Genomic DNA, 11,969 nt, shown 5'->3' with positions numbered 1-11,969 from the left:
GAACATGAATTCGCTACGATATTGGGCAAAAAAATACTATTTCATATAGGATTATGTAGCTGATATTGAATTATTTATTATACACTTTATATTCTTTTTTCGTACCATCATCGTAATTCACTTCTAAGTCGAATTCTTCATAATCATCTTTCAAATTAAAAGCCTTTGTTACATCTTGAATGACCTCATCATCAGAAGAATCTTTGGTGAATGTCAGCTTTTCTAATATCGGCGTTAGCTCTTCCAACGCTTCTTCACTGTGGACTTCGTGTTTATTTAGTTGGTCATCAATAGAGGCTTCTGTTTGGACTCCCATCGCATCATATTCTGCTTCATATTCGTTGTCATTACCTGCATAGTCAACTTCTAATTGAAAATCCTTAAAAGTAAAAGGCAGCTTTTTATTATTATCCGTTCCTGTTTCAGAATTGGTTTCTGCTTTGTTTTCATTTTCCTCAACCGGTCGATTCTTAACTTCATCGTTATCTTCCCCGCACCCAGCCATAACAAGCATGGCTGCAAATGGGAGTGATAGTACTTTTATTGTTTTTCTCATAAGTCATTTCCTTCCTTAGTCTGTATAGCTTATTTATTTCCTAAAAGAATGCAATTAAAACCTCTTCCAAGTGTCATAAGGTAGAGCAGATTAAAGAATAAAGTCCTTCTAGGATTAAAGGGGAATGATATAAAACAATACAGCAAAGAAGTGCGCGACAGAGCCTGCAAGCACAAATAGATGCCAAACAGCATGATGATAAGGGAAACCGCGCCAAACATAAAAGACAGCCCCAAACGTATAAAGCAATCCCCCTGCAACCAATAGCTGGATACCTGTTGAAGGCATTGCTGCTGATAGTGGACCCCATGCAATAACAATCAACCACCCCATCGCGATATAAAGAATTGTAGAAAGGAAAAGAAACTTCTTCACAAAGAAAGCTTTGAATACAACGCCTATAACTGCCACTCCCCATACAATTCCAAGCAGTGTCCATCCTAGTGTCCCTTGGATTACAAGCAGCATGATAGGCGTGTACGTTCCTGCTATGAAGAGATAAATTGCTGAATGATCAAAGATTTCAAATAGGTCCTTCGTTTTCCCTGCTGGAAAGCTATGAACTAAAGTTGAAGAAACATATAAGAGTAGCATGGAAACCCCATAAATGACTGAAATCACTACATGCCAGGCCGACCCCTTCTGAACTGAGAAAATTATTAAAAACACAAGAGCGGCAATACTTAACAAGACACCTACTCCATGAGTAATTGCATTTACCACTTCTTCTTTTTTTGTATAAACATGTGTATTAGCCACGTTACAGCTCCTTAATCTTAGGAAAAAATTATTGTTTTGAAATTCTTCTCAATTATACATCAGTTCTTCAAAGCAATATAGGAAAGTAATTCAATCTTTGACTTATATATATGTAATTATCAAGAAAAAGATTTTCCACCATGTCGTTCCACCACCAATTATCGTCTAACTGTAGCCGGTATAGAAAAAAGGACCGGCTCCATTAAATGGTGAGCCGGTCCTTGAGAATTTTAGTTAAATGGCAAAATGGTGGCCGCCAATAATTTTGATTACCTCCAATTGTTTCATCCATTCGCTGTCCGATATACTTGGGTTCCAGAAATACAATGCATCATTTGTGTAGCCATGGATCGCTATAGCTTCATTTACAGCTCTCTTAGCATCAGCTCCTGCTGCTTTATTAATACTACCATCACCAACAGGGGAGAATTGATTTTTTTGATAAATCACTTCACGGATCGTATCGGGAAATTCATTGCTATCTAGGCGATTCAAAACAACTCCCGCAACCTCGACCTTTCCTCGGTATGGCTCTCCTTTTGCTTCAGCATGCACCAGCCTAGCTAATAGATCTTTATCATTTTCACTCATTACATGAGGAATAATCAATGTTTTACCTGGATCGGCAACATTATTTTCATTATGATTGACTTCTTTTAACGTACCAATTGGCACTCCGTATTGCTTCGCAATATCCCATATCGATTCACCTTGCTTAATGACATGTTTTTTTGCGCCATTAGAAGCTTTACTTATGGTTCCAAAAGGGAATGCTATTCCAAGTACGATGACGCTTAGAGTTATTATCACTGTTAATAATGCTGATAATTTCATCCTGTAACCTCCTTGTTAAGCATCTACCTAGGATAACAGACCCAATTGGAGAAAACAGTGCTAAATTATTTCCAAGGGAATCCAGGTAAAATATTACACACTTTGAATTTTTATTTAACTCTTTCAAATCCGCTTAATTATTTATTTTTTGAAGGGATTCCCATTCTTCACGTAAAATTCCCATCCTTATGGAATCGTAATAATAACCATCAAAATAACGGCATTTCCTCATTCTTCCTTCAAGCTGCATACCTACTTTTAATGCAACAGCCATCATCCGCTCATTTCCTGACCAGGTCGTCAGTCCAACCCGTTCGATTTCAATGTTTTCAAATAAATAGGTGATAAACAACTTTATGGCTTCCGTGCCATATCCGCCATTCCAATAATTGGTCTCAAAAATAGTAATACCGATTTCAAGCCAACGTGATGGTTCATGTTCCCAATAATATACAATTGATCCGATTATTTGATGATCCTTTTCCATTATTAACTCGGAGTATACTCCCATTTTCTCATCATAATTCCGATGTTTCTCTTCTTTATCGATATACGTATTAAAATCAATGAGTTCGTGAGGATAATATGGTGCATCCCATTTTTTCCACTCTGGATTCTCTTCCCCATACTTTAAGCTCCACAAAAGTTTTAAATCATCTTTTTTTACGTTTCTCAATACTACATTTCTTCCTTTAATCCAAACATCATCCAATCTGATTCCTCCTATTTTACCCTTACCTGACTATTCCTAGCCTTAACTAGTCAATTTGATAAAGTACTGCCTCTCTCTAGGACCATCGAATTCACAAAAATAAAGACCCTGCCATGTACCCAGAATCAAACTTCCTTTATGAATAATCACTTGTTGTGACGAACCTACCGTACTTGATTTCAAATGGGCTGCAGTATTCCCTTCCATATGTAGATCTAGAGTATGATTCCATGGATATTGCTCGTCCAGCCTCCTTAGCATATCCTTTTTGACGTTTGGATCCGCATTTTCATTAATCGTGATTCCAGCAGTAGTATGTGAACAATATACAAGAGCTATGCCCTCTTGAATACCAGTTTCCGTGATAAATGCCTGCACTTCTGTTGTAACATCAATCATATCATCCCTTTTAGTAGTTTTTAATGAATTTTTCTTAAGCATGAACGTTCCACTCCTTTAATACCTTTTTATACACATACCCAAAAACATTTGAAAACATGCTTTTGTTCGTTTAATTATGCAGAATTAAATAGTAAAAATAAGAATAACTTATCGACATTAATAAATAGATTAATCTGTTCTTATTAACAGTATTGCATTAAAATTGGATATATAAGGAATGAGGAGGCGTATTAAGATGAGCTTTAATTTTATATCCATCGATCATTTCCAATTAGCATCTCCTAAAAATACAGAAGAGATAGCAAGGAAGTTTTTCACTAATGTATTAAAGTTTCAGGAAATTGATAAGCCTGAAACTTTAAAGTCCAATGGAGGAGTATGGTTTAAATCTGGATCGATCCAAATTCATATTGGAACCGAAGATCATTTTATTCCAGCACGGAAAGCCCATCCAGCTCTAGAAGTTGAAAATCTAGTAGACCTTAAACAACATCTAATAAGTAATCATATACCTTTTATTGAAGATAAAAAGCTACCAGGAGCAAATCGAATTTATGTATCCCACCCCTTTGGTAATCGAATTGAAATTTTAGAGTAGATATGAAAAAAGCGGGTTCAATGATTATTGAACCCGCCTTTTTTCGTGATTTATTTCTGTTTCTTTTTCCAGATTCCCAATATAAACGCAGTAATAAGAGAACCTATTAATATTGCCAGCATATAGCGAAATGGATGATTGACTAGCGGGATAACAAATATACCTCCATGTGGTGCCGGAAGAGTGACGTTAAAAGCCATCGACAGTGCACCAGCTGTTGCAGCCCCGATTACACTGCTTACGATAACTCGAAATGGGTCAGCTGCCGCAAAAGGAATAGCTCCTTCTGTAATGAATGATGCACCCATAAAGTAATTAGTGAATCCAGATTTTCTTTCCATTTCACTGAATTTACTTTTAAAGAATGTAGTCGCAAAGGCAATTCCGAGAGGAGGTACCATTCCACCTGCCATTACGGCAGCATGAGGCCCGAAACTTTGTGCTTCAATAGCTGCAAGTCCGAAAGTGAAAGCGGCTTTATTCAGGGGTCCACCCATATCTACAGCCATCATACCTCCTAGAATCAATCCAAGCAAAATAGCATTCGTACCTGATAAACCTTGCAGCCAGTTGGTTAAGCCTATGTTTACTGCAGTTACTGGCTCATTTATTACAAATATCATGATTAAACCTGTAATTAACATGCCGAATACAGGATAAAGTAAAACTGGCTTAATCCCTTCGAAGTTCTGTGGCAACTTGGAAAACAATTTTTTCAATAATAAAACGACATATCCGGCAAGAAAACCAGCAATTAGACCACCTAGAAAACCAGCATTAGCTTGTGCTGCCAATAACCCTCCAACCATACCAGGAGCAAAACCTGGACGATCAGCGATACTTGAGGCAATGAAACCGGCTAGTACCGGGACAAGCAAGAAGAAGGCACCGCTAGCCCCTCCGCCAATATCACTTAATGCTTTGGCAATGGGATTAAATTCAGGCTTTGTTGGATCTGCTGCTTCAATTCCGAAAAAGAAAGAAAGCGCAACCAAGATTCCGCCTCCTACAACAAATGGAAGCATATTACTTACACCGTTCATTAAATGCTTGTAAATCCCAAGCCCTCCTTTTGATGAATCACCATCCTCACTTCTTTCATTCCCGGTTCCTTTATAAACTGGTGTATCCTGATTTATGGCCCGATTTAGCAGTTCTTCAGGCTTCCTAATACCATGGGCAACTGGGACGATAATGACATGTTTTCCATTAAAACGATCCATCTCGACCTGCTTATCCGCAGCAACAATAATCGCATCAGCATCTGCAATATCTCTAGCTGTTAACCCATTTTTGATTCCCGTTGAACCATTTGTCTCTACTTTGAAATCGATTCCCATTTCTTTTGCCTTCGCCTTCAAGGCATCGGCCGCCATATAAGTATGGGCAATCCCGGTTGGACAAGCTGTAACGGCAAGAACTTTTCCTTTGGTACTTATAGCAGTGGCACTTGTTCGTTGTTCCTCTTGTTCTTCTCTTTCTTCTTCATCCGCTTCCTGTTCTTTTTGATTGATTATGCCTAGCACTTCCTCTTTGGAAGTAGCAGAAATTAGACGGGACCTGAAGTTTGTATCCATTAGTAATGAAGAAAGCCGGGAGAGTGTCTCTAAGTGGTCTGTATTGGCCCCTTCGCTAGCTGCAATCATAAAAAATAGATGTGCTGGCTGACCGTCAAGCGACTCATAATCAATACCTGATACCGATTTACCGAAACAGATAGCCGGTGTTTTCACAGCACTTGTTTTTGCGTGTGGAATAGCTATTCCCTCACCAATCCCTGTGGTGCTTTGTTCTTCACGTTTTAAAATGGCTGCTTTGAAAGTATTTTCATCATTTAATTTGTCGGCTTTGGCTAACTTCCCAGACAATTCATCAATAACAGCTTGCTTTGTATCACTTTGTAAATCGATAATAATTGTATCTAATTTCAACAAGTCTGTAATTTTCATAGAGTCAGCCCCCAGTTATCTTATTTATTTCAATTTGTGGTAATAATTCTTCGATTTTATCCAATGTACAGAGATCGGATGAAAAGGCTGTAGCACTTCCTGATGCAAGACTGAAACAAAAAGAAGAGAAAATATCCTCTGTTTTTTCATATGTTCCAATAAACCCAGCCACCATGGAATCACCGGCACCCACCGAGTTTATAACTTTTCCTTTTGGAACATTAGCGGTATATGAATCGCCATCTGTGCAAAGTACAGCACCGCTTCCTGCCATTGAAACTATTACGTGCTGAGCACCGGATTCAACCAATTTAGATCCGTATTTGCTTGCATCCTCAACATTTTTAATTTTAGTAGAGAAAAGTTCACCAAGTTCATGATGATTAGGCTTAATAAGAAAGGGTCGATGTTGAAGTACGCTCAACAACTCTTTTCCGCTCGTATCCACTACTAATTTAATGCCATTATCTGAACACGTTTTAGCCATAGATTCGTATACATCAGAAGGAACGCTTGATGGAATGCTCCCTGATAAAACAAGAATATCGTTGTTTTTCAGCTGTTCGATTTGACTAAATAACTGTTGATAATTCGCCTTTGAAATAACTGGTCCTTGGCTATTAATTTCCGTCTCCATTCCAGTTTTCAACTTAATGTTGATTCTCGTATCTCCTGCTATCTCTGTAAAGTCCGTAAAAATCTCTTCTTGTCTTAAATACCTTTTTACAAACTCTCCAGTTTGTCCGCCAATGAAACCAAAAGCTGTTGTATCATTTCCAAGTCTTTTCAGCACCCGGGAAACATTAATTCCTTTCCCACCAGGAAATTTAACTTCATAGCTTGTTCGATTCACCTTGCCCATTTGAAAATTTTCCACCTCAACCAGATAATCGATGGATGGGTTGAGTGTTACTGTATAAATCATTAAATAGTCACGACCTTTATCTTGGGATTTTTTTTGAATTGAGCAATAGCATCTTCATTATTCCTATCAGTTAGGATTATGGCATCGCTTACATCCGCAACCTTAGCGAAAGTAGCTTCATTCAATTTAGAACTGTCAGCAAGCACGTAACTTTCGTTAGAGAGTCGCAATGCTATTTTCTTCAACAAAGCTTCCTCAGGGTCTGGAGTGGTGAAACCCATTTCTTGATGGATACCATTCATACCTAAGAAACATTTATCGAAGCGATATTCGTTTAGAAACTGTACAGCGGTGCTGCCTATAACTGCATTAGTGGAGAATTTAATCGTTCCACCTACTAAAACAGTTTTGATTTCTAACTCGATCAATTTTGGAATATGCATAAGGCCATTTGTTAAGACCGTTACATTTTTATCTTTTAAATAGGGAATCATTTCTGATATGGTCGTACCTGCATCAAGGTAAATACAATCATTCTTCTCAACAAATGATGAGCCTAACTTGGCTATACTTTGTTTTTCAACTATTGCTTTATTTTGCTTTTCCATTGTTGAAGGCTCCAGGCCTTTTCTTTGAAGCAATGCCGCTCCGCCATGCACACGTTTTAATGCCTTCATTTCTTCGAGCTGCACTAAATCTCTTCGAATGGTTGATTCTGATGCATGTAACAGATCTACAAGCTCCTGCAACTTAATCGTTCCTTGTTTCTTAAGAAGCGATATGATGAACTGGTGCCTTTCTGTTGTCAACAATTCGCCCACCTCCAGTTTAATACCATCATCATATATGAAAAAGATAGAATAATCAATCATAAACGTTTAAATTTATTCAAATTCATTCACTTTTCTCCATCTAATTCATTCAAAAACATTCATTTAAAGATTAAAATCAAAATCATTATTTATTTAAGCATTTATTAATTTTTTCATTTACCCTTTCAAGAATTTCATTTCCTATTACCTTGATTAGACGGTTCTTCCCTATGAAAATATGTATTTATCTTCCTGCATCAAAAAAACCCTCTGTCATGATGACAGAGGGTTTTAATAATTTTACTAATTAACCTTGAAGTAAAAGTTGTTCTGGATCTTCAAGCATATCCTTGATTGCTACTAAGAAACCAACTGCTTCTTTTCCATCAACGATACGGTGATCATATGATAATGCAAGATACATCATTGGTCTGTTTTCGATTTGATCTCCAACAGCGATTGGACGTGTCTTAATTGTATGCATCCCTAGGATACCAACTTGTGGAGCATTCAAAATTGGTGTAGATAAAAGGGAACCGAAAGTTCCACCGTTTGTGATAGTAAAAGTACCACCAGATAAATCTGAAAGTCCTAATTTGTTGTTACGCGCTTTAACAGCTAAATCCGAAATGTTTTGTTCGATTTCAGCAAAGCTTTTACGGTCAGCGTCTCTTACTACAGGAACAACTAATCCTTCATCAGTGGATACTGCTACACCGATATCATAGAAGTTCTTTTTCAGAATATGGTCGCCTTTGATTTCAGCATTCAATAATGGATACTTTTTCAAAGCTCCAATAACAGCTTTAGTAAAGAATGACATAAAACCAAGTTTAACATCATTAGCTTTAACGAAAGAATCTTTATGACGGCTACGTAATTCCATAACAGCAGAAAGGTCGACTTCGTTGAAAGTTGTAAGCATGGCAGCTTCAGATTGAACTTGAACTAGACGTTTAGCGATAGTTTGACGACGGCGAGTCATTTTCACTACTTCAATACGGTCATCGTTCACTTCAACAGGAGCTGCTGCTTGTTTAGCTGCAGGAGCTGCTTGCTTAGGTGCTGCTACAGGTGCAGGGGCATTACTTGCTGCTTCTACGTCTTGTACACGTACACGACCTAGTGGATCAACAACAGGCACTTGAGTTAAGTCAATTCCTTTTTCACGAGCCAATTTTCTTGCCGCTGGTGAAGCAATAACTTGCTGAGTTGAAGATGCTTCTTTCGTTTCTGCTTTAGGAGCTTCTTGTGCAGGTGCCGCTTGTTCCGCTTTAACTGGTTCTGCTTTCACTTCTTCAGTCTTAGGAGCTTCCGCCTTTGGCGCTGCTGCTGCTGCTGTTCCATTTTCATCAACGATAGCGATAGATTGTCCAACTTGGACTGTATCGCCTTCTTCTGCTAAAAGTTCTGTAAGCGTACCAGTATAATCTGAAATGATTTCTACGTTTACTTTATCAGTTTCCAGTTCAAGGACATATTCACCTTTTTCAACACGGTCACCGGGTTGTTTTAACCATTGCGCAATAGATCCTTCAGAAATTGATTCTGCTAATTCAGGTACTTTTACTTCAGCCATTTTATTTCTCCCCCTCATTATTGCGTGTTATTGCTTGAGTCATAATCCGTTGTTGTTCGTTTTTATGGACTAGTGGATCTCCCTCAGCCGGACTGGATCTGCGTTTTCTGCCGATATATGTTACAGAAAGGTTACCTGGTGCCGCTGCATTTAAGCGAGGTTCAACAAATGTCCAAGCTCCCATGTTTTTCGGTTCTTCTTGTGCCCAGAAGATTTCTTTTAGGTTGGTATATTTTTTCAATGCTTCTTGAACGCCAGTGAACGGGAATGGATAAATCTCTTCGATACTGATGATTTGCAACCAATCCGTATTTTTTTCAGCTGCTGCTTTTTCACGAAGTTCAACAACCAATTTACCTGTTGCAAAAACAATGCGCTCTACTGCTTTTGGTTTTTTGCCCAATGCTTTTGTTTCAACGAATGATTCAAAACTACCTACACTGAATTCTTCAGCTGTAGAAGCCATCACCTGATTACGAAGCATACTCTTCGGTGTCATGATGACAAGTGGACGTACTTGCTCTTGTTCCAGTATCTTAGCTTGTCTTCTAAGGATATGGAAGTATTGAGCTGCCGAACTTAAGTTAGCAACTGTCCAGTTGTTTTCAGCTGCTAATTGAAGGAAACGTTCCAAGCGGGCACTTGAATGCTCTGGTCCTTGTCCTTCATATCCGTGTGGAAGCAGCATAACAAGACCTGATCTTTGACCCCATTTTGCACGGCCTGCCGCGATAAATTGGTCAAAGATTACTTGTGCTGTATTTGCAAAGTCACCGAATTGACCTTCCCAAAGAACAAGTGTTTCAGGTGCGAATACATTATAACCATATTCATACGCTAGAACTGCTGTTTCAGTAAGCGGGCTGTTATGAACAGCGAAAGAAGCTTTAGCAGTTTCAAGTGTGTGAAGTGGTGAATATGTTTTTCCATTAACACTGTCATGCAACATAATGTTACGCTGTGCGAATGTTCCACGCTCTGAATCTTGTCCAGTTAGACGAATTGGAGTACCGTCATTCAAAATGGATGCAAATGCAAGTGTTTCAGCATGCGCCCAGTCAATTTTACCGTCATCTCCAAATGAATCTAAGCGACGTGATAGGATTTTTCCTAATTTTTTATTAGGTGTAAATCCTTCTGGCCATTTAACAAGTTCTTCATTAATTGAAACAAGTTCTCCTTTTGATACAGCTGTTTCAATAGTAGGAAGTCCTTTTTCAATAATGCCCGGCGGGTTACATTCTTTAGTAGCTTCTGGTTTATTTCCAGAAATTCTCGCATAAGCATCTGCCAGTTTTGTATCTACTTGCTCTGCCACTGTTTTAACTTCATCTTCTGTGAACTCGCCAGATTGAATTAGTTTTTTAGCATAAAGTTCTTTAACTGTTGGATGCTTATGAATCAATGCATACATTTCAGGTTGAGTAACCAATGGCTCATCCATTTCATTATGACCGAAACGTCTGTAACCGATTAAATCGATCAAGAAATCTTTATTATATTTTTCGCGATATTGGTTAGCAAGGTTTACTGCAGCCATACATGCTTCTGGATCGTCAGCATTCACATGCACGATAGGCACTTCAAAGCCTTTAGCCAAATCACTAGCATATTTAGTTGAGCGTGAATCTTCACTTTCCGTTGTAAAACCAATCATGTTATTAGCGATGATATGAATAGCTCCGCCAACTTGGTAACCGCGCAGACGGCTTAAGTTAAACGTTTCCGGTACAATTCCTTCACCAGGGAATGCTGCATCACCATGAATCAGGATTGCAAGTGATTTTGAAATATCTTGAACCGGGAAGCCTTTTTCTGTACGGTCTTCTTGGGCCGCACGAGAATACCCTTCCACGATTGGACCAACTACTTCCAAGTGACTTGGGTTATTGGCAAGAGTAATTCTTGCTTTTTGTATATTTGCTTTAGTAATTTGTTTATCCAGACCTAAATGGTATTTAACATCTCCTGTCCATCCGTAATTAATGCCGGTTGAACCTTCGGAAGGAACTAAATCTTTATTAGGTGAATGTTGGAATTCTGAAAAAATAACCTCATATGGTTTTCCTAGAACATGTGCAAGTACATTTAAACGTCCTCGGTGAGCCATCGCAATATTTACATTTCCAGTTCCATTTTGAACAGTCTGTGAAATCATTTCATCTAAAATCGGTACTAAAGTATCTAGTCCTTCAATAGAGAAACGTTTTTGCCCTACATATGTGCGATGAAGGAATTTTTCGAAACCTTCAACTTCATTCAAGCGTTTAAGTAATAATGCTTTTTTCTCTTTAGCCACTTCCGGGAACATGTTTCCGGATTCGACCATATCAGTAAGCCATTGCTTTTCGTCCAGGTCATTAACATGGTGAAATTCAAAGGCTATCGTTTTTGTATAAAGTTGTTTTAGGTATTGTACGGCTTCGTATCCGTCTTTCACATCATTAGGTGATTCGGGACAAATAAACTCAGCCGGGATTTTTCTTAAATCATCTGCAGTCAACCCATATTTTTCGAAGTGAATTTGTTCCGTGTCTAATGCTTCTTCTTTTAAAGGATAAATATTTGCAGCTAGATGTCCATATGCACGGATATTTTCCGCTAATTTTACTGCAGACATTATTTTCTTCATAGGAAGAACTTCTCCAGTTTGTACAGTTGGTGCATTTCCGATAGTTACTTCAGCCGATACATCTAATGAAGGAGGACCTGATACTTCAAAAAAGTTTCTCAGTTCCGGATCTACTTCTTCCGGATTGGCTTGAAATAGATCGTATTGCTCCATGACATACCCAAGGTTTGGACCTGAAAAAGTTTTCCATGGGTCGTATGCCTTAGCGTCCTTGATGGTCATTTTGTAAACCCCCAAATTTTTCTCATAATTTTTTTCATTTCGTTTTATC

Annotated in this window: 11 protein-coding genes; 1 reads left to right on the top strand and 10 read right to left on the bottom strand. The window is 38.3% G+C overall.

Annotation, left to right across the window (positions count from 1 at the left end):
• Window positions 1-70: 70 nt before the first annotated feature.
• From JFU24_RS27575 to JFU24_RS27555, 5 genes are all read right to left on the bottom strand, one after another.
• Window positions 71-556: a YusW family protein gene (locus JFU24_RS27575; protein WP_201224025.1), complete on the bottom strand. Its 486-nt coding sequence runs from the start codon at window positions 554-556 to the stop codon at window positions 71-73.
• Window positions 557-670: 114 nt separating this feature from the next.
• The gene (trhA, locus tag JFU24_RS27570) at window positions 671-1,315 is read right to left on the bottom strand and encodes a PAQR family membrane homeostasis protein TrhA (protein ID WP_056520697.1); all 645 of its coding nucleotides are present in this window, start codon (window positions 1,313-1,315) and stop codon (window positions 671-673) included.
• Window positions 1,316-1,549: 234 nt separating this feature from the next.
• Window positions 1,550-2,149 carry a cell wall hydrolase gene (locus tag JFU24_RS27565; protein ID WP_201185341.1) on the bottom strand — a complete coding sequence of 200 codons (600 nt, stop codon included), beginning with the start codon at window positions 2,147-2,149 and terminating at the stop codon, window positions 1,550-1,552.
• A 133-nt stretch (window positions 2,150-2,282) separates the two neighbouring features.
• Window positions 2,283-2,861 (bottom strand): GNAT family N-acetyltransferase, encoded by a 579-nt coding sequence (locus tag JFU24_RS27560; RefSeq protein ID WP_201185342.1) that lies wholly within the window; start codon window positions 2,859-2,861, stop codon window positions 2,283-2,285.
• A gap of 42 nt (window positions 2,862-2,903) precedes the next feature.
• Entirely contained in the window at window positions 2,904-3,302 is a 399-nt protein-coding gene (locus JFU24_RS27555; RefSeq protein ID WP_201185343.1) for a secondary thiamine-phosphate synthase enzyme YjbQ, read from the bottom strand.
• 196 nt (window positions 3,303-3,498) lie between these two features.
• Here JFU24_RS27555 and JFU24_RS27550 point away from each other — a divergent pair, with 196 nt between their 5' ends.
• Window positions 3,499-3,861 (top strand): glyoxalase, encoded by a 363-nt coding sequence (locus tag JFU24_RS27550; protein ID WP_201250773.1) that lies wholly within the window; start codon window positions 3,499-3,501, stop codon window positions 3,859-3,861.
• A 50-nt stretch (window positions 3,862-3,911) separates the two neighbouring features.
• Here the strand turns inward: JFU24_RS27550 and JFU24_RS27545 are convergent, their stop codons facing one another.
• From JFU24_RS27545 to JFU24_RS27525, 5 genes are all read right to left on the bottom strand, one after another.
• Entirely contained in the window at window positions 3,912-5,810 is a 1,899-nt protein-coding gene (locus JFU24_RS27545; protein ID WP_201185345.1) for a PTS fructose transporter subunit IIABC, read from the bottom strand.
• A gap of 4 nt (window positions 5,811-5,814) precedes the next feature.
• Window positions 5,815-6,735 (bottom strand): 1-phosphofructokinase, encoded by a 921-nt coding sequence (pfkB, locus tag JFU24_RS27540; protein WP_056520708.1) that lies wholly within the window; start codon window positions 6,733-6,735, stop codon window positions 5,815-5,817.
• On the bottom strand, window positions 6,735-7,547 hold the full coding sequence (locus tag JFU24_RS27535; protein ID WP_201224022.1) for a DeoR/GlpR family DNA-binding transcription regulator: 813 nt from the start codon (window positions 7,545-7,547) through the stop codon (window positions 6,735-6,737). The genes pfkB and JFU24_RS27535 overlap by 1 nt, the downstream gene beginning before the upstream one ends.
• 247 nt (window positions 7,548-7,794) lie before the next feature.
• Window positions 7,795-9,066: a 2-oxoglutarate dehydrogenase complex dihydrolipoyllysine-residue succinyltransferase gene (odhB, locus tag JFU24_RS27530; protein WP_201224021.1), complete on the bottom strand. Its 1,272-nt coding sequence runs from the start codon at window positions 9,064-9,066 to the stop codon at window positions 7,795-7,797.
• Between the two features lies 1 nt (window position 9,067).
• A complete protein-coding gene (locus JFU24_RS27525; RefSeq protein WP_201250772.1) occupies window positions 9,068-11,920 on the bottom strand; it encodes a 2-oxoglutarate dehydrogenase E1 component in 2,853 nt (950 codons plus the stop codon).
• Window positions 11,921-11,969: the final 49 nt, after the last annotated feature.

The organism is Peribacillus sp. TH27 (assembly GCF_016650915.1).
Lineage (GTDB): Bacteria > Bacillota > Bacilli > Bacillales > DSM-1321 > Peribacillus > Peribacillus butanolivorans.
The sequence above is the reverse complement of the archived record's forward strand: the minus strand, read 5'-3'. Positions and strand labels throughout refer to the sequence as shown.

Bases quoted from the DNA above. Each gene is read 5' to 3' on its own strand.
- odhB (WP_201224021.1), bottom strand. From the start codon at position 9,066: ATGGCTGAAGTAAAAGTACCTGAATTAGCAGAATCAATTTCTGAAGGA.
- JFU24_RS27535 (WP_201224022.1), bottom strand. From the start codon at position 7,547: ATGATTGATTATTCTATCTTTTTCATATATGATGATGGTATTAAACTG.
- JFU24_RS27565 (WP_201185341.1), bottom strand. From the start codon at position 2,149: ATGAAATTATCAGCATTATTAACAGTGATAATAACTCTAAGCGTCATC.
- JFU24_RS27525 (WP_201250772.1), bottom strand. From the start codon at position 11,920: ATGACCATCAAGGACGCTAAGGCATACGACCCATGGAAAACTTTTTCA.
- JFU24_RS27555 (WP_201185343.1), bottom strand. From the start codon at position 3,302: ATGCTTAAGAAAAATTCATTAAAAACTACTAAAAGGGATGATATGATT.
- JFU24_RS27545 (WP_201185345.1), bottom strand. From the start codon at position 5,810: ATGAAAATTACAGACTTGTTGAAATTAGATACAATTATTATCGATTTA.
- JFU24_RS27550 (WP_201250773.1), top strand. From the start codon at position 3,499: ATGAGCTTTAATTTTATATCCATCGATCATTTCCAATTAGCATCTCCT.
- JFU24_RS27575 (WP_201224025.1), bottom strand. From the start codon at position 556: ATGAGAAAAACAATAAAAGTACTATCACTCCCATTTGCAGCCATGCTT.
- pfkB (WP_056520708.1), bottom strand. From the start codon at position 6,735: ATGATTTATACAGTAACACTCAACCCATCCATCGATTATCTGGTTGAG.